Genomic DNA, 17,981 nt, shown 5'->3' with positions numbered 1-17,981 from the left:
ATCACCCCGGCGTGGGGTAAAAGCCGGTTATGACCGATCTCTTTGGCGACCTGCCGGACACCGCGCGCGAACAAGCACCTGAACCCCGTGACCGTCCTCTGGCGGACCGGTTGCGGCCCGCGCAATTGAGCGAGGTGATCGGGCAGGATCACCTTCTGGGTGAGGATGCACCCCTTGGCGCGATGCTGGCGGCAAATGCGCTTTCCTCGCTGATCTTCTGGGGGCCACCGGGTGTGGGCAAGACCACAATAGCGCGGTTGCTGGCGGATGCGTCAGATCGAGCGTTTGTGCAGATAAGCGCCATTTTTTCGGGTGTATCCGAGTTGCGTAAAGTCTTTGAGGCCGCAAAGACAAGACAGCGGATAGGGCAGGGCACGCTGCTGTTCGTCGATGAAATCCACCGTTTCAACAAGGCGCAGCAAGACGGTTTCCTGCCGCATATGGAGGACGGCACTATCGTGCTGGTCGGGGCGACCACGGAAAACCCTTCGTTTGAGCTGAATTCCGCCCTGCTGTCGCGGTCGCAGGTCCTTGTGCTGCGAAGGCTGGATCCGCAGGCGCTGGAGGAACTGGCCGCGCGCGCGGAGCAAATGCTGGACAAGAAATTGCCGCTGATTGCCACGGCGCGTACGGCCCTGCTGGAAATGGCCGATGGCGATGGGCGTGCGCTGCTGAATCTCATCGAACAGCTGTCATCCATGGCACCTGACGCGCCGCTCGACCCGAAGGAACTGGCCGCCCGACTGCAACGACGGGCCGCGCAATACGATAAATCCGGCGACGGGCATTACAATCTGATATCGGCGCTGCATAAATCGGTACGCGGGTCGGACCCGGATGCCGCGATGTACTGGCTGGCGCGGATGATGGCGGCGGGAGAAGACCCGCGTTTTCTGGCGCGACGGATCACCCGGATGGCAACCGAAGACATCGGTCTGGCGGACCCTCAGGCCACGCGTCTGTGTCTGGATGCCTGGTCCACCTATGAGCGCCTTGGCTCTCCGGAGGGCGAATTGGCCCTTGGGCAGGCGGTGATCTACTTGGCGCTGGCACCGAAATCCAATGCCGCTTACGTGGCATTCAAGCAGGCGATGCGTCTGGCCAAAGAAACCGGATCAGAACCACCACCCAAGCACATCCTGAATGCGCCAACGACGCTGATGAAGGATGAGGGATACGGCGATGGTTATGCCTATGATCATGACGCCGAAGACGGTTTTTCCGGGCAACACTACTTTCCCGATGATATGGAGCGCCCGGCGTTTTATGCGCCCCCAGAGCGCGGCTATGAGCGTGAAATGAAAAAGCGCGTGGAGTATTTTGCCAAGCTGCGGGCACGGCGCGAAGAAAACTAGGCGTTGGGCTTTGTCACGTCGCGTGGGCAAGCGGTGCCATATAACGATTTCGTGATCTTCCCCGGTCGGCGCTTTGTCCAGAGAGAGGGGCGGGGCATGCTGCCAGCTGTCTGCTCCGCGCGCCGAAAGGGCCCATGATGACCAGAGCCATCTTTGCGATACTCGCCCTGTTTCTGTGCTTTCAGGGCTCCGCCGGATTGACACAATCTGCAATGGACGGTGTCGATCTGACCCTGCCGCGGATGGTCGAAGCGGAATTGACCCGCGAAGAAGTCGCAGACCGCTTGGCGAAATCCACTGAGACAAACCCGGCGGATTTCACCCGTATGCGGCTCAACGGGCTCGATCTTTCTGGTCTGGATTTTTCCGGTGCGATTTTGCGTGCCGCTGCGTTCAACGGCACTGATTTTTCCGGGGCGAGGTTTGACGACGCCGTTCTCGATCAGGCCTGGGCTTTGAAGTCTGATTTCTCAGGTGCCAGCCTGCGCGGTGCCTCCCTGTTTCAAACGCAATTCCACAATGCGGATTTCACCGGCGCAGATCTGGAGAATTCGCGTGCCGCCGCAGATTTCACCCGCGCTGATCTGACCGGTGCAAATCTGCGTGGTGCGGATTTCTCTGCGGATATGCGCAACCAGTCCATGGGACTGATGCGCGGTGTTCTGCGCAAGGCGCTGCTGGATGGTGCTGATCTGACGGGGGCCTTGATGTCCCGGGCTGACCTGGAATTCGCCAAGCTGCGCGACGCCAACCTGACAGATGCCGATTTGTCGATGGCGACCCTTGGCGGCGCCGATCTGACCGGCGCGTCGGTGGCGGGCGCTGTCTTTGACAAGGCAGATATTACCTCGACCCGATTGCTGGCTTTGCAGGGCGCGACCGATGGCCAATTTACCGATGCACGCAACTTTAAGCGGGCAATTTGGAAATAGATCTTTCCCGGGCCGTACAAAACTTGACAATCGAGCGGGCGTGCGTGACAGACCGCCCATGATGAAAACTCTGATCATGGTGGCCCTTGGTGGTTCAATCGGGGCGTCCCTGCGCTTTCTCTGGGGGGTCTCTGTGCTGCGCCTGACCGGCCCCACAGAGCTGCCGTTGGCAATCATGGCTGCGAACATCGTGGGGTCGTTTCTGATGGGCGCATTTGTCGTGCTGGCCGCGCATCGGGGCCTGACGCATCTTGCGCCTTTTGTGATGACCGGGATTTTGGGTGGGTTCACGACCTTCTCGGCTTTTTCGCTTGAATCCGTCACCTTGATCGAACGTGGCAACCTTGGGCTGGCAGGGGTTTATATGGCGCTCTCCGTGGGCTTGTCGATCATGGGACTAATGGCGGGGCTCTGGCTGATGCGGATGGTGTTGCTATGAGCCGGGTGCAGACAGTCACCGTGGCCACTGACGATGGTGATCAGCGCCTTGACCGCTGGTTTCGCCAGCAGTTTCCGCAAATCAGTCAGGGGCGCATCGAAAAGATGTGCCGCAAGGGCGAGATCAGGGTTGATGGGGGCCGCGTCAAGGCCGCCACGCGGATAGAGGCGGGCCAGCAGGTGCGCATCCCGCCGCTGCCGGATCAGGCAGCACCCCTTACCGAAAAGCGCCGTGTGTCGGACGCGGACGCCAAATTGATCCAGTCCTGCGTCATCTACCGGGATGAGCATGTCATTGCCCTCAATAAACCGGCCGGGCTGCCGACGCAGGGCGGGTCAAAGCAAACCCGCCATGTGGACGGGCTGTCGGAAGCGCTGAAATTCGGGTTTGATGAAAAGCCGCGATTGGTGCACCGGCTGGACAAGGATACTTCCGGGGTTCTGCTGCTGGCGCGCACGCGGCTTGCCGCAAAATCCCTGACCGCAGCCATGCGACATCGCGACACCCGCAAGATCTATTGGGCGCTGGTTGCCGGTGTGCCGAGCCCCTATCTGGGAGAGGTGCGCTACGGACTTGTCAAAGCCCCGGGCCACGGCAAAGGCGGTGAAGGCGAAAAAATGATCGCCGTCCACCCACGCGACGTTGACGACACGCCCGGCGCAAAACGTGCGCATACGCTTTACGCCACGCTTTACCGCGTTGCTTCGCGGGCGGCGTGGGTGGCGATGGAACCGGTCACCGGCCGGACCCACCAGTTGCGCGCGCATATGGCAGAGATTGGTCACCCGATCATCGGGGATGGCAAATACGGCGGCTCCGGCCAGGAAAACCTCGGCGACGGGTGGGGCGCTCAGCTCGGCGGGATCATTTCCAAGAAACTGCATCTGCACGCGCGGATGATGCGCTTTGAGCATCCAGAAACCCGCCAGATCATCACCGTGACGGCACCGATGCCGGATCACATGGCGCAAAGCTGGGAGACCTTTGGCTGGACAGACGATCTCGCCGCCGATGACCCGTTCGAGGCGTTGGAATGAGCACAGGGCTGCGGCTGGTGATCTTCGATGTGGATGGCACACTTGTGGACAGTCAGGGCGATATCATCGCCGCGATGACGCTGGCCTTCGAGGCGGTGGGCCTACCGGTTCCCGAACGCAACGCGATCCTTGGCATTGTCGGCCTTTCGCTGGATGTCGCCATGGCGCGGCTGGCACCGGATGCGGATCATCTGCGCATGGTGGCGGCCTATAAGGACGCCTATATTGCGTTGCGGGCACAAACCGGCGCTGCCCAGTCTTCGCCGCTTTACCCCGGGGCCAGAGAGACGCTGGCGCGACTGAATGCCCAGCCGGACACGCTATTGGGAGTGGCGACGGGTAAATCGAAACGCGGCCTCGACAAGCTGATTGAAGCCCATGATCTGGAAGGGTTGTTTGTGACACAGCAAGTGGCAGATTTTCATCCTTCAAAGCCGCATCCTTCGATGATCCTGCAAGCGATGACGGATGCAGGCACCGAGCCCGCCGGAACGGTGATGATTGGCGATACAAGTTTCGACATGGAAATGGCGGCTGCCGCTGGCGTGCACGGCTTTGGTGTCAGCTGGGGGTATCATCCGATATCCGCCCTGCGCGCGGCCAGAAAAGTTGTCACGGATTTTGACGACCTGGAGGCGGCGCTCGACGATCATTGGAGGGCTTTTCCATGAGCGAGTGGAAAGCAAAACGGTTCTGGACATCAGCGGAGGCTGTGGAGGGCGAGGGTGGATATGCGATCACCCTGGACACAAAGCCGGTCAAGACGCCGGCAAAGAAGGCGCTGGTGGTGCCGACCCGCAGGTTGGCTGCGGCCATTGCTGCGGAGTGGGACGCGCAGCATGAATACGTTGATCCGACAACCATGCCCTTCACCCGCACCGCCAATGCGGCGTTGGACAAGGTGGCGCTCCAGCACGCGGAAGTGGCCGATATGCTGGCGGATTATGGGGACAGCGATCTGCTGTGCTACCGAGCCGATCAACCGGCAGAGCTTGTGGCCCGTCAGGCCGAGCAATGGGATCCCATGCTGGCCTGGGCAAGCACAGCGTTAGGTGTGACGCTTGAGCCACGATCAGGCGTCATGCATCAGCCCCAGGGCAGCGCGGCCCTCGCGCGCCTCAGAGCACAGGTGCATGCGCTGACTGATTTTGAGCTTGCCGCGTTTCACGACCTTGTCAGCCTCTCTGGGTCGCTGATTCTCGCCTTCGCGGCCGCGCAAGATGTGAAAACATCCAAAGCGATTTGGGACATTTCACGTCTTGATGAACTCTGGCAGGCGGAACAATGGGGCGCGGATGAGGACGCCGAGGCGGCGGCTGCGATAAAACAGGACGCATTTGAACACGCCAAAGTGGTTTTTGACCTCTGTCAGCCGGAAAGTTAGCGATAACGGCAACTCACACGATAAGTTACGTATGGGCGGGCGTGATTTTCAGGCCCCCGCCCTTGACGTTTTCGCCTGAATCCGAGCAGTATGTCGCCCACTTGGAAGGCAATAACTTCCAACATCGCCTCCGGCGCTCAAGTTGCCGGTCGACCCGTCAAAAATGGCGGAAAATCAGGAAGAGGTAAAAATGAAAAAATCTGTAATCCTTGGCGCGCTGACCATTGCTGGTCTTTCGGCCGGTGCAGCGGCTGCTGGTACGTTGGACGACGTCAAAGCACGCGGCAAACTGAACTGTGGCGTCACCACAGGTCTGGTGGGCTTTGCGGCTCCCGACGCAAACGGCGAGTGGAAGGGCTTTGACGTTGCTGTATGCCGCGCTGTCGCCGCTGCTGTTCTGAATGACCCGAATGCCGTTGAATTCGTGCCGACAACCGGCAAGACGCGCTTCACCGCTCTGGCCTCCGGCGAAATCGACATGCTGGCACGTAACACCACGTGGACCTTCAGCCGCGACGTTGACCTCAAGTTCACCTTCACTGGTGTGAACTACTATGATGGTCAGGGCTTCATGGTCCCCAAAGCGCTGGGCGTGTCCTCAGCGAAGGATCTTGATGGCGCAACCGTCTGCATTCAGACAGGTACAACAACCGAGTTGAACCTTGCTGACTTCTTCCGCGCCAACAACATCAGCTACGAGCCGGTGCCAATCGAGACAAACGCGGAAGGTCAGCAACAATACCTTGCCGGCGCTTGCGACACTTACACAACGGACGCATCCGGTCTGGCATCGACACGTGCGACTTTCGAGAACCCGGGCGACCACGTTCTGCTGCCGGAAATCATCTCCAAAGAGCCTCTGGGCCCGCTTGTGCGTCATGGCGACGACGAATGGGGTGATGTTGTGCGCTGGACGCTGAATGCGCTGGTCACAGCTGAAGAGCTGGGTGTGACATCGACCAACATCAACGAGATGGCGGCGAGCACAGAGAACCCTGAAGTGGCGCGTCTGCTTGGAACCGAAGGCACATTGGGCGAAATGCTCGGTCTGGATGCCGACTGGGCAAAGCGCGCGATTGCCGCAGGCGGCAACTACGGTGAAGTCTTCGCCAAGAACATCGGTGAAGAAACACCGATCGGTCTGGCGCGCGGCCTCAACGCGCAGTGGACAAACGGTGGCCTGATCTACTCGCCTCCGTTCCGCTAAGAACCAAACGGCCAAGGGCGCAGGAAATCCTGCGCCCTTCGCATATCACGACCCATAAAACCATAACCCGACCACCGAGGCGCGCAAAGTGTCCGTTAAAATCAAGGTCGGAACCACGGGGAAAATTCAATGACGACACTGACGGACCCGCCCAGGGAGTCCTTCAACCTGTCTATGTTGATCAACGATACGCGGTATCGCTCGACGACGTTTCAGGTGTTGGCTTTCATCCTTCTGTCGCTTTCGGTTGGCTATCTTTATAGCAATCTCGCGGCCAATCTTCAGGCGCAGGGGTTGAGGATCGATTTTTCGTTTCTTGGCGCACCTGCCGGTTATGACATCAACCAGCGCCTGATCGAATATACCAGCCAGTCGACAAATGCCCGCGCCGCGATCGTTGGCATTCTCAATACGCTGCTTGTGGCCTTTCTGGCCTGTCTCATGGCGACTATCTTTGGCGTTCTGGCGGGTGTTCTGCGCCTGTCCAAGAACTGGCTGGTCTCGAAGATCATGGCCTTCTACGTCGAGATTTTCCGCAATATCCCCGTGCTGATCTGGATCCTGATCATTTACGGCATCATGACCGTTGTTTTGCCCGGCCCACGTGAGTTCCGCGGCGACAACCCAACGTCAACCATGCTGCTGGATCTTTTCGCTTTCACCAACCGCGGTGTCTATATCCCCGCCCCTGTCTGGGGCCCGGGGTCCATGGTGGTCGTCGCCACGTTCATTGCCTCTGTCATCGGGGTGATCGGCTATCGGCGTTATGCTACGAAGCTGCTCTATGATACGGGCCGCCTGCTGCCAATGGGATGGCCCAGTCTGGCGATCTTCTTCGTGCCGACCCTCCTGATGTTCTTTCTCATGGGAATGCCCATCGGCCTCGATGTTCCGGCGTTGAAGGGTTTCAACTTTCAGGGTGGTATCAAGATCGGTGCACCCCTGATTGCGATCTGGTTCGCCCTGTCCATCTACACCGGCGCTTTCATCGCGGAAAACGTGCGTGCAGGCATTCAGGCGGTGTCGCGTGGCCAGACCGAGGCGGCCTCCGCTCTGGGGCTGCGGTCGGGCCGCGTGATGAGCCTTGTGGTTCTGCCGCAGGCCCTGCGCGTCATCATCCCACCGCTGATCTCGCAATATCTCAACATCACTAAGAACTCATCTCTGGCCATTCTGGTGGGATACGCCGACGTCACCGCGACGCTGGGCGGGATCACCCTGAACCAGACCGGCCGCGCCATCGAATGCGTGGTGCTGATGATGTTGTTCTACCTGACGATCTCGCTGCTGATCTCGGCGGTGATGAACGTCTACAACAAATCCGTTGCCCTGAAGGAGCGCTAGGACATGTCAGATATACATGCGAATTCCGTTGCCTTCGTCCGCACGGAGGAAGTGCCAACAGCACCACCACCCAGCAATGCCGCCGGACCGGCCAAGTGGATCAAGGACAACCTCTTTGCGACACCGCTCAACGGACTGCTGACGCTGGTGGCACTTTATTTCATCTACGCCATCCTGTCCTCGGCGCTGCCCTGGATATTGGGCGGCATCTGGAACGCGCCCAGCCTTTCGGCCTGTCGCGACATCCTCGACGGCGCCTCGGCGGCCTGTTTCGCGGTGCTGACAGAGCGCTGGAATCAGTTGCTTTTCGGCTTCCAGTACCCCGACGACCAGTACTGGCGCCCGGGTCTGGCCTTCATCCTGCTGTTCATCGCAGCTGCACCGGTCCTGTTTTTCGACCTGCCGCGCAAATTGCTGGCCTTCACAGCGCTCTACCCGTTCATCGCCTACTATCTGCTTTGGGGGGGGACGATTTTTGTGCCGATCCTTGCATTGGTCGGCGTTGCGGGGGGCTTCATGGTTTACCAACGCCTGGTTGCGGGCAGCTTTGCTGCTGGCTTCTTTGGCGGGATCGCGGCAGCCTTCGCTATCTGGTATATCGGCGGCCTGCTGATCCCGGATAATGCATCAGAGAACGCAACCCTCTCAGCCGTTCCCAGCCGCTACATGGGGGGCTTCATGCTCAACATGATGCTGGGTGTGACTTGCGTGTCGTTGTCGGTACCGATTGGTATTGCGCTGGCGCTGGGGCGTCAATCGAGCATGCCGCTGATCAAATGGATTTGCGTGATCTTCATCGAATTCATCCGGGGCGTGCCGCTGATTACCCTGCTGTTCGTGGCGAACGTCATGCTGGCCTATTTCTTCCCGCCCGGTTCCGGTGTGGACCTGTTCCTGCGCGTGGTGATCATGATCACCATGTTCTCGGCAGCCTATATCGCCGAGGTGATCCGGGGTGGCCTCGCCGCCCTGCCGAAGGGACAATATGAAGCGGCCGACAGTCTGGGTCTGGATTATGCGCAGGCGATGCGTCTGATCATCTTGCCGCAAGCGCTCAAAATCTCCATCCCGGGGATCGTGAACGTGGCCGTTGGTCTCTTCAAGGATACCACGCTGGTGTCGGTCATTTCGATGTTCGATATGATTGGGATGATCCGCGGACCGATCCTCGCGTCTACCGAATGGAACGGCGTCTACTGGGAGCTCTTTGGCTTTGCGGCCCTCCTCTTCTTCGTCGTCTGCTACGGCATTTCGCAATACTCACAATGGCTGGAACGTCGCCTCGCGACCGACCACCGATAAGGAGGCCTGAACAATGGCTGAACACGCAACACAAATGCAGGTCTCTGACGAGATCGCGATCACCATCAACAAGATGAACAAGTGGTATGGCACCTTCCACGTGCTGCGCGACATTGACCTGACGGTCAATCGTGGCGAGCGGATCGTGATCTGCGGGCCGTCGGGGTCCGGTAAATCCACGCTCATTCGCTGCATTAACGCACTGGAAGAGCACCAGCAGGGCTCGATTGAGGTGGATGGCACCTTGCTGTCGTCCGATCTCAAAAACATCGACAAGATCCGGTCAGAGGTTGGCATGTGCTTTCAGCATTTCAACCTCTTCCCGCATCTGACGATCCTGGAAAACTGCACGCTGGCGCCGATCTGGGTGCGCAAGACACCCAAGAAAGAAGCCGAAGAAACGGCGATGCATTTCCTGGAGAAGGTGAAAATCCCCGATCAGGCCAATAAGTTCCCCGGTCAGCTTTCAGGCGGTCAGCAGCAACGGGTGGCGATTGCGCGGTCCTTGTGCATGCGTCCGCGCATCATGCTCTTTGACGAACCCACCTCCGCGCTCGATCCTGAGATGATCAAAGAGGTGCTCGACACCATGATCGAACTGGCCGAAGAGGGCATGACCATGCTCTGCGTGACCCACGAGATGGGATTTGCCCGTCAGGTGGCGAACCGCGTGATCTTTATGGATGCGGGGCAAATCGTGGAACAAAACGAACCGGAAGAGTTCTTTAACAACCCGCAATCGCCACGGACGCAGCTGTTCCTCAGCCAGATCCTCGGGCACTGACACCCGGTAGACCGATGCGCGGGTTATGGCAGCTCGCGCGGGATGATGAAATCAATCGGCTGGCCCTGGTGCCAGCCGATGTCGTTCCAGCCTTGCGCATCGAAATCGGCGACCAGTGTGGCGCCGGTGGGGTAATCGAAGAATCTGTCGTGACTGACCGAATTGTTCAGCAGGTTTTCGGCCAGTTCGGATATGCCGGGATTATGACCAATCATCAAAACGCATGTCCCGGTCGCAGCTTGCAGAATACGCAACATCCCGTCGGCATCCGCAAGATAGAGCGCGCGGGTGAAAGTTGTTTGCATCGGTTGATCAAACCCTAGACCCAACAAGGTCTGGCCCGTGCGCTCTGCCGAGGAACTGAGAACCTGATCAGGCAGATATCCTTTGGCGCGCAGCCAGTCCCCGAGTAATTTCGCGGATGTCGTGCCACGGGCGTTCAATGGTCGGTCGTGGTCGGACAGCCCTTTATGACCCCAATCCGATTTGGCATGACGCATCAGGATCAGCCGCAGCATCAATTCATCCTTTGAATGAGATCATGTGAAAAGCGGATTGTTCGGGGTCACGCTCAAAGCTTTGCGACACCGGGCATGCGCGGCGGACATTGCACCCTTGCTGCATACAGTCCTGACCGGCATCCGTGTCCAGAAAAGATTTGCACGCGGGGACATCATAAGCGTGATCGGTCGATAATGCGCCCACTGGGCATGCGCTAATACAAGGTCGTGCAACGCAGGTTTCGCAGGGGGCGCCCAGGGTCACATCAGGCAAGTCCAGTTCCGCTTCAAACCGCAAGGCACCCCGGATCGAAATCATCAGGCCAGCGGTGTCATGCACCATCATGCCAGTAGGGCTCTGAAAAAACCGACCCGTGTTGAGCGCCCAACCGATGAAGGGCGCATAGGGCGGGCCGTCAGACGGGTAGATATCTTTTGCGCCGATCTCGCCGGCAATCCAGCCGATCATGCGCTTGGACCAGCGGTCCAGAGGATCGGGCTGCCCGTCCGTGAACTCATCGGAGGACGTGAAGCGCGGCCAGCATTCCTTGCCCGCTCCCAGCAGAACAAGCGTGCCGGCGGCGTCCTGAGATTGATAGATGTGCCGAGGATGGAATGATCCCATCACAAAGAGCCCCGAGGGGGCCGCGAGTTTTTCTATCAGCTCCAAGATCATTTTTTGGTAAAGGGCAGAGCAATCGACCAGCCAAACCGGCTTGGGCGATCATCCTGCCATTCAAGGCCGACCAGCATATCGTCATGTCCGGCTTTTGGTTGTGGAATATAGGTGCCGAACATCTGATCCCAGATCGACAGGGCAAACCCGTAGTTACTGTCGTGTTCTTCGCGGTGCACGGAGTGGTGCACGCGGTGCATGTCAGGCGTCACCAGAACACGCCGCACAACAGCGTCGAGCCAGAGCGGCAGGCGCAGGTTGGCATGGTTGAACATGGCCGTGCCGTTAAGCATGATCTCGAAAAGAATAACGGCAATTGCCGCAGGACCCAGCAGATAGACAAGGCCAATCTTCAGCAGCATGGACAGGGCGATTTCCACTGGATGAAAGCGAATGGCGGTTGTGACATCCATGTCCCGATCCGCATGGTGCACCCGGTGCAGGCGCCACAAAAGCGGGACCTTATGGGTGATGAGATGTTGCAGCCAAATGGCGAAATCGAGCGCCAGAATGGCGGCGACGACTTCTATCCACGCGGGCCAGGTCAGCGCGTTCAGCAGGCCCCAACCTTGCGCTTGCGCGTCTATGGCGGCACCGACGGCGAGAAAGGGCAAGGCGATGGCGAGAGCACGCAAGGCAAGGGTATTGAGCAGTGTGATACCCCAGTTCGTCACCCAGCGACGGCTGCGGGGCTGATGGCGTTCGCGACGCGGCGCGATGGCCTCAAGCGTCGCAAGAAGGGCAAAGAGGCCGATGAAAATGCTCAGGCGGATGATCGCTTCGTTCTCCATGACCCACATCTAGTGCACGCAGGCAAAGGCTCCAAGCGGTGGATAGACACAACTGCGTCAGTCTGCCCGGATGATGGACCCTGCACCATGCTCGGTAAAAAGCTCCAGCAGGCAGGCATTTGGCGCGCGCCCGTCGAGAATAACCGCTGCACGAACACCTCCCTCAAGCGCATCAAGCGCTGTCTCTGTTTTCGGGATCATGCCACCTGCGATTGTACCCTCCGCCGTCATCTGCCGGATCTGTGCTGCACTCAATTCCGTAACGACCTCGCCCGCAGCATTTTTCACCCCGGCCACATCCGTCAAGAGCAAGAGCCGGTCAGCCTTGAGCGCCGCCGCAACGGCCCCGGCTGCGGTATCGCCATTGATGTTGAAGGTCTCGCCGCTTTGTCCGGTGCCCAGCGGCGCGATGACGGGGATGTATTCCTTGTCCGTCAAATCACGCAACAATCTGGGATTTATGGTCTCGGGCGTGCCGACAAACCCCAGATCGGGATCGGTTTGCGAGCAAGTGATCAGCCGCCCGTCCTTGCCCGACAGGCCGACAGCCCGCCCGCCCTGACCATTGATCGCCTGAACGATGCGTTTGTTGACCAGGCCGCTCAGCACCATTTCAACCACGTCCATCGTGGCCGCATCCGTGACCCGCTTGCCGTTCACAAAGTCGGATTTGATCTCAAGACGATCGAGCATCGCGTTGATCATCGGCCCGCCGCCATGGACGATCACCGGGTTGACGCCGACCTGCCGCATCAGCACCACATCGCGGGCGAATTCATCCATCGCGTCGTCGCTGCCCATGGCGTGACCGCCCAATTTGATCACGACGGTCGCATCGGCATAGCGCTGCAAATAGGGCAGGGCCTTGTTGAGGGTGCTTGCTGTGGCGATCCAGTCGCGATTCATATCCTGGGTCTTCATTTTGGGGCCGTGTGTTCGGTGGTTATGATGCTGCGACCACTTTGGTGCAAGAGGCCCACTTATTCCAGTGTTGCGATGACGCTGCGCAGGGTCGGAATGCCCCAGCCTTTCTCGCTCGACGTGACAAGAAGCTCCGGGTAGGCGGCGGGATGCCTGGAGAGCGCTTGTCGCACCTGGTCAAGTACCTTTGCGCGCTCGGCCTCCTTGACCTTGTCGGCCTTGGTCAGGACAACCTGAAACGTCACTGCCGCGCTATCCAGCAGGCTGAGGATTTCGTCATCAACTTTCTTGATACCGTGACGTGCGTCGATCAATACAAACGCACGGCGCAGGGTCTGGCGGCCAGACAGATACTGCTTAAGCAACCGTTGCCATTTTTCCACCACGGCTACCGGCGCATTGGCAAAGCCGTAGCCGGGCAAATCGACCAGATAATGGGCATCACCCGCTGTAAAAAAGTTGATCTCCTGCGTGCGGCCGGGGGTGTTTGACGCGCGTGCGAGCCCTTTGCGCCCGGTGAGTGTATTGATCAGGGACGATTTGCCGACGTTGGAGCGGCCCGCGAAACAGACCTCCAGACGATCCGGCGCAGGCAGGCCCGACATGGCCACGACACCTTTGACAAACTCCGTTTCTCCCGCAAAGAGCAAGCGCCCGTCCTCAAGGGTTTGTGCATCGGGTTCTTCGACAATGGGAAAGGGCAGTTGCATCACAGCACCTTCACGGTGTCGCCGATCGTGATCGGACCACCTTCGACCACTTCGGCGCGTACGCTGAAATCCTGATGGTCCCAGTGCTTAAGAGTGCCGAGAATATCTGCGTCGCGTTCACCGGTTTCGGGGTTGGCTGTGGTTGCAAGGCATCGGTCGGTACGTTCGCGCAGCCGAATGGTTGCGCCTCCGATACGGATGTCACGTCCCATCCAGTCAAATTCGATCCAGGGTTCATCGCTATCGAACCAAAGGTTGCCCCGCCAGCGGTGAATGGACAATGCGTGACCCAATTGTTGTTCCACGGCTCGGTGTGATGCCAGATTGCATAGCGTGACAGACGGGAAGTCACTGTCGGTAAAGCCCCGTCCGTCAAGACGCACAATGCGGTCAGGCAAGGCGCGGTCCTGCGGCACCAGAGGTTGCACCCATTCGATCAGCTTGTCAGCCTCGGTGTCAGGGTGAAAACTCAGATTGGGACGGTTTGGATGGGTCAGATGCAACTGCTCATTGGCTTCATCCAGCTTGGAGGAAATGGCGAGCAAACCGGGCGCTTTGGACCCGCGGCTGAAATTGGCGCAATGCGCCCATGAGCTGCCGTCGGCTTTGGACGCTTCGTGCGCCACGGCCCAGACCCTGTCCCAAGGCATCGCCTCACCGCTGCGCAAGGCCACGGATGTCAGCGCTTCCCGGCCGTGGCTCTTCAGCGGGTGGCGCAGGATATGGGCTATCTGCATCACTCAGTGTCCGATTTTGATTTCCGGCTGAATCCACTCTTGATGTTGCCAAACACATCCGGCGTGTAGCCTTGGCTGCGCATGATCAGATACTGCTGGGTGAAGGTGATCGTGTTGTTGGCGATCCAGTAGACCACGAGGCCGCTGGCAAAACTGCCCAGCATGAACATGAATACCCATGGCATCCAAGCAAAGATCATCTGTTGCGTGGGATCGGTGGGGGCGGGATTGAGTTTCTGCTGCAACCACATGGAAATGCCAAGCAGCAAAGGCAAGATGCCGATGAAGATGAGGGCCATAATGGACCCCGCTTCAGGCCCCTGGAAGGGCAGCAGGCCGAAGAAGTTCAACAGCGATGTGGGGTCGGGCGCACTCAAGTCCTGAAAGGGGCCAAAGAATGCGGCATGGCGCAATTCAATGGTGACAAAGATCACTTTATAGAGCGAAAAGAAGATCGGGATTTGCAAGAGAATGGGCAAACAACCGGCAGCTGGGTTCACTTTTTCTTTCTTGTAGAGCTCCATCATGCCTTGTTGCATTTTCTGGCGGTCGTCGCCGGCCTGTTCTTTGAGCTTTTCCATCTGCGGCTGAAGCTCTTTCATCTTCGCCATGGAGACATAGGATTTATAAGCCAGCGGAAAGAGGATCGCCTTGATGATCAACGTCAGCCCGATGATTGCCCAACCCATGTTACCAATGAGTTTGTTCAACTCGTGCAATAGCCAGAAGATGGGCTTCGTCAGGAAGAAAAACCAACCCCAGTCAATGCTGTCGATGAACTTTGGCACCCCTTGACTTTCGTATTCCCGCAACATTGCCCACTCTTTCGCACCGGCAAAAAGTTGCGTTGTTATGCTCACCGAGGCTCCTGCGGCAACGGTTTGGGTCGGCATACGTGTGACCGCGCGGTAAATGTCGGTGCGCGCATCGTAGGTGAGGGCTTGATCAAAGGTTTGACCGGCCAGCGGGATGAGGATCGCCTGCCAGAAGTGATCGGTAAATCCTATCCAGCCGGATGCGACATCCTCCTTGACGATGGCCTGACGGCCCCATTTCGGGTTCAGTTCGGCTTCGGAAACTTCATCCCAGTCGGTTTCGGCGAGTTCTTCGTCCGCCATTGCGACGGCGCCTTCGTGAAGGATGAAGAAATTCTCCAGATCATCTGGTGTCGTGTGCTGCACGATCATGCCGTAGGGGGCGACGCTGATAGGCGCATTGCCATTGTTGGCCACCGACTGCGTCAACGAAAACATGTAGTTTTGATCGACGGCAATCGTGCGTTCAAAGATCTGTCCGGCACCATTGTCCCAAGAGAGGGTGATCGGGCTGTCAACAGAAAGTGTTTCGCCGTTCTTGAGCGTCCATTCGGTGTCGGGCCCGGGCACGGCGGCAGGGTCGATACCAGCACCGGGCGCCCAGCCCTGCAGAGCGTAATAGGCGTCGTTGTTCCCCTGGGGCGATAGCATTGTGACGATGGGTGCGCCCTCTTCAAGCGTCGTTCGATAATCCTTCAGTTTCAAATCATCAATCCGTCCGCCAATCAGAGAAACCGATCCGGTCAACCGGGGCGTTTCGATCGCGATACGCGGAGCATTTTCGAGCGGAACAGCTGTCGTTCGAGGTTCCGTGCTAAGGGGCGCGGACGCGGCTTCCGTGGGTGCCACCGGTATAGCCTCACCGCCGGAGCCTGCCGTCTGCTCAGGGGTTGGTGCGTCCAGGGGCACCTCAGGTTCAGGCGGTGGAAAAAGAACAAACCACACAAGGATCACAAGGAAACTGAGCGCTGTTGCAAGAATAAGGTTCTTGTTCTGATCGTCCATCGGGACAGCCACCTGATCTATTTGATATCAGCGTGGGTTCAACAGAGTGCAGGCCAAAAGGTCAAGCGGATTCGCGGCTTTTGATGGTTTTCAGGTCAGTCGTAAGCCTGATGTTGGAAAAACCCGCATGGAACGCCTCGCCAACCGCCGAGTTCAACCTGTCCTATTGTCAAAAATACTGGGCATATCCTGCAATTTGGAATTATGTTTTTTGATCCATTCGATGGTGTCTTCAAATGGCATGGGTTTTCCGATGCCGAAGCCTTGCACGTGGTCACATCCCAACTGAGCAAGAAGAGCGTGCTCTCCGGCACTTTCCACGCCTTCGGCCAAGGTCTCTATACCCAACCGTTCAGCCATGGTGAGTATGGCGCTGATCATCCGTTGCTGTTCCGGATCGCGGTCCGCTTTCATAACGAAGGATCTGTCAATTTTGATGCGGCTGACAGAGAAGCGGCGTATAGACGCAATGGACGCATGGCCCGTGCCAAAGTCATCAAGGTCCACTCGACAGCCTAGCTGACCCAGACCATTGATGTTGCGGCTGATGACATCATCAGGAGCACTTGCAACGACCGTTTCAAGAACCTCAACCGCCAGTCGTGCCGGCGTCAGTTCAAAGCGATCCAGTTCCCATTGAACTTTTTCCACAAGCTTTGGGTTTTTGAGCTCGGGACCCGCGAAATTCACGCCTACCTGGGGAACGTTAACGCCAGCCGAGTCCCACGCTTTTACCGCGGTGAGGGCTTGAAACATCATGACTTCTGCCAACCGCTCAAGCATGTCTGCCTGCTCGATCGCAGGTAAGAAATCTGCCGGGGAAATCATCCCGCGGTCTGGGTGATGCCAGCGCGCCAGTGCTTCGAAACCTGTAACGCGTCCCGTATCCGTCGATATCTGGGGTTGGAACCAGGGGCGGATATGACCTTTTTCAAGAGCGTTCGAAACTTCTTCGCGCAGCTCAGCGCGAATCTCGGTCTTCCGCTTCATTTCGTCCGAGTAAGCACGGATTGCGCTGGGACCATGATTATGTGCTTCTCGCAGCGCCGTTTCCGCTGCTTCGCCCCAGTCTTTTGAAGACTTGGTAATCACTTGATTGAGCTGGCAAAAACCTAGCGATGTCGTGACGTAGACGGCGGTGCCGTCAATTGATACAGGTTCCTCCAACGCGGTTTGAATTCGCCCCGCCATTTGAATGCAAAGTTCAAGATCAAGCTGACGCACAGGCGCCAGACAAACTGAGAACTTGAAATCGCCGGAATGTGCGACGGCATCATTGTCACGCATCGTGGCCACCAATCTCTCGCCGGTGCGGGCGACGACATTATCTGCGGCGGTCTGGCCAAACCTGTCCGCAAGATCGTTGTAATCGTCGATTTCGACCTTAAAAATTGCGGATTTCTGGGATTTGTCCCGCGCACTTTCAAAGGTCCGATCAGCAAAGGTATTGAACGCCTGCCGATTGATCAGGCCAGCCCCGTCGCGTTCGTTGGCCGCAAATGCCCCGCCTGGATTTGCGCCGCTGATCAGAACATATACCAGCGGCATGAGTACCGCGATGCCGACCAACGCCAGATCGCCCCCGAGCCAATAGATGCCCAGACATGTGGCCGGCAAGCAGGCAAATGCAGCGGGGCGCGACAGAAACCCTGCCACCTTTGAACGGGCGCGTTCCCAGCCATTCGGCAAAACCCCTGCCATATCCATTCCTTCTTCACACCGGCGTACAAGATAGATTCCGACACAGATTAGGCATCGAGCGGTGAGGCTTCGGTTAACGTCGCTTCAAAAAAGTCAGTGTGTTTGCCTAAAAGTTTACCCGTTTCAGGCTTGGCTCGCTAAATTGGACGGCTGGCAACAGCCAGTGTCGTCCCGCGGATTCACTGCCCGTCAAAGGGCTGTCCAAGCGGTTGAGTATTGGTAAGATCTGCGGGGATAAGGCTTGCATCGATAACATCTGCGCCGCGTAGCACGGCGTTGGTGAGTATCGCCCGCTACAAATCGGGGTTAATCAAGGTCGCACCTTCGCGCTTTGCATCTGT

The 17,981-nt window shown here is 58.2% G+C and carries 18 protein-coding genes; 10 read left to right on the top strand and 8 right to left on the bottom strand.

Annotated features, from left to right (window positions below; all coding sequences use genetic code 11):
- Positions 1–29: 29 nt before the first annotated feature.
- From ACOTTU_RS11070 to ACOTTU_RS11025, 10 genes are all read left to right on the top strand, one after another.
- Positions 30–1,355 (top strand): replication-associated recombination protein A, encoded by a 1,326-nt coding sequence (locus ACOTTU_RS11070; protein ID WP_425658026.1) that lies wholly within the window; start codon positions 30–32, stop codon positions 1,353–1,355.
- 134 nt (positions 1,356–1,489) lie between these two features.
- Complete coding sequence (locus tag ACOTTU_RS11065) at positions 1,490–2,287, top strand: pentapeptide repeat-containing protein (protein WP_425658024.1); 798 nt, start codon at positions 1,490–1,492, stop codon at positions 2,285–2,287.
- 58 nt (positions 2,288–2,345) lie between these two features.
- Positions 2,346–2,726 carry a fluoride efflux transporter CrcB gene (gene crcB, locus ACOTTU_RS11060; RefSeq protein ID WP_425658022.1) on the top strand — a complete coding sequence of 127 codons (381 nt, stop codon included), beginning with the start codon at positions 2,346–2,348 and terminating at the stop codon, positions 2,724–2,726.
- Complete coding sequence (locus ACOTTU_RS11055; protein WP_425658020.1) at positions 2,723–3,763, top strand: RluA family pseudouridine synthase; 1,041 nt, start codon at positions 2,723–2,725, stop codon at positions 3,761–3,763. The genes crcB and ACOTTU_RS11055 overlap by 4 nt, the downstream gene beginning before the upstream one ends.
- A complete protein-coding gene (locus tag ACOTTU_RS11050) occupies positions 3,760–4,434 on the top strand; it encodes an HAD-IA family hydrolase (protein ID WP_425658018.1) in 675 nt (224 codons plus the stop codon). Before ACOTTU_RS11055 ends, ACOTTU_RS11050 begins: the two co-directional genes overlap by 4 nt.
- A complete protein-coding gene (locus tag ACOTTU_RS11045) occupies positions 4,431–5,147 on the top strand; it encodes an ATP12 family chaperone protein (RefSeq protein ID WP_425658016.1) in 717 nt (238 codons plus the stop codon). The genes ACOTTU_RS11050 and ACOTTU_RS11045 overlap by 4 nt, the downstream gene beginning before the upstream one ends.
- 190 nt (positions 5,148–5,337) lie before the next feature.
- Positions 5,338–6,354: an amino acid ABC transporter substrate-binding protein gene (locus ACOTTU_RS11040; protein WP_298919213.1), complete on the top strand. Its 1,017-nt coding sequence runs from the start codon at positions 5,338–5,340 to the stop codon at positions 6,352–6,354.
- 129 nt (positions 6,355–6,483) lie between these two features.
- Positions 6,484–7,698: an amino acid ABC transporter permease gene (locus tag ACOTTU_RS11035; protein ID WP_298919211.1), complete on the top strand. Its 1,215-nt coding sequence runs from the start codon at positions 6,484–6,486 to the stop codon at positions 7,696–7,698.
- Between the two features lie 3 nt (positions 7,699–7,701).
- Positions 7,702–9,000, top strand: coding sequence for an ABC transporter permease subunit (locus ACOTTU_RS11030; protein WP_425658013.1), 1,299 nt, complete (start codon positions 7,702–7,704; stop codon positions 8,998–9,000).
- 13 nt (positions 9,001–9,013) lie between these two features.
- On the top strand, positions 9,014–9,784 hold the full coding sequence (locus ACOTTU_RS11025; protein ID WP_298919207.1) for an amino acid ABC transporter ATP-binding protein: 771 nt from the start codon (positions 9,014–9,016) through the stop codon (positions 9,782–9,784).
- A 23-nt stretch (positions 9,785–9,807) separates the two neighbouring features.
- Here ACOTTU_RS11025 and ACOTTU_RS11020 read toward each other — a convergent pair whose 3' ends face one another.
- The 8 genes from ACOTTU_RS11020 to ACOTTU_RS10985 form a co-directional block, all read right to left on the bottom strand.
- Positions 9,808–10,302 carry a SixA phosphatase family protein gene (locus ACOTTU_RS11020; protein ID WP_425658011.1) on the bottom strand — a complete coding sequence of 165 codons (495 nt, stop codon included), beginning with the start codon at positions 10,300–10,302 and terminating at the stop codon, positions 9,808–9,810.
- A gap of 4 nt (positions 10,303–10,306) precedes the next feature.
- On the bottom strand, positions 10,307–10,960 hold the full coding sequence (locus ACOTTU_RS11015; RefSeq protein WP_425658009.1) for a ferredoxin: 654 nt from the start codon (positions 10,958–10,960) through the stop codon (positions 10,307–10,309).
- Entirely contained in the window at positions 10,957–11,751 is a 795-nt protein-coding gene (locus ACOTTU_RS11010) for a sterol desaturase family protein (RefSeq protein ID WP_425658007.1), read from the bottom strand. The genes ACOTTU_RS11015 and ACOTTU_RS11010 overlap by 4 nt, the downstream gene beginning before the upstream one ends.
- A gap of 57 nt (positions 11,752–11,808) precedes the next feature.
- Positions 11,809–12,672 carry an acetylglutamate kinase gene (gene argB / locus ACOTTU_RS11005; protein WP_298919200.1) on the bottom strand — a complete coding sequence of 288 codons (864 nt, stop codon included), beginning with the start codon at positions 12,670–12,672 and terminating at the stop codon, positions 11,809–11,811.
- A 59-nt stretch (positions 12,673–12,731) separates the two neighbouring features.
- On the bottom strand, positions 12,732–13,382 hold the full coding sequence (yihA, locus tag ACOTTU_RS11000) for a ribosome biogenesis GTP-binding protein YihA/YsxC (protein ID WP_425658004.1): 651 nt from the start codon (positions 13,380–13,382) through the stop codon (positions 12,732–12,734).
- Positions 13,382–14,119, bottom strand: a complete 738-nt coding sequence (locus ACOTTU_RS10995; protein WP_425658002.1) for an MOSC domain-containing protein — start codon at positions 14,117–14,119, stop codon at positions 13,382–13,384. The genes yihA and ACOTTU_RS10995 overlap by 1 nt, the downstream gene beginning before the upstream one ends.
- Positions 14,119–15,939, bottom strand: coding sequence for a membrane protein insertase YidC (gene yidC, locus ACOTTU_RS10990; protein ID WP_425658000.1), 1,821 nt, complete (start codon positions 15,937–15,939; stop codon positions 14,119–14,121). The genes ACOTTU_RS10995 and yidC overlap by 1 nt, the downstream gene beginning before the upstream one ends.
- A 153-nt stretch (positions 15,940–16,092) precedes the next feature.
- Positions 16,093–17,487, bottom strand: coding sequence for a putative bifunctional diguanylate cyclase/phosphodiesterase (locus ACOTTU_RS10985; RefSeq protein ID WP_425658357.1), 1,395 nt, complete (start codon positions 17,485–17,487; stop codon positions 16,093–16,095).
- Positions 17,488–17,981 lie beyond the last annotated feature (494 nt).

This window comes from Roseobacter sp. EG26 (assembly GCF_049830555.1).
Taxonomy (GTDB): Bacteria; Pseudomonadota; Alphaproteobacteria; order Rhodobacterales; family Rhodobacteraceae; genus Roseobacter.
This window is presented reverse-complemented; position numbering and strand designations above follow the sequence as displayed.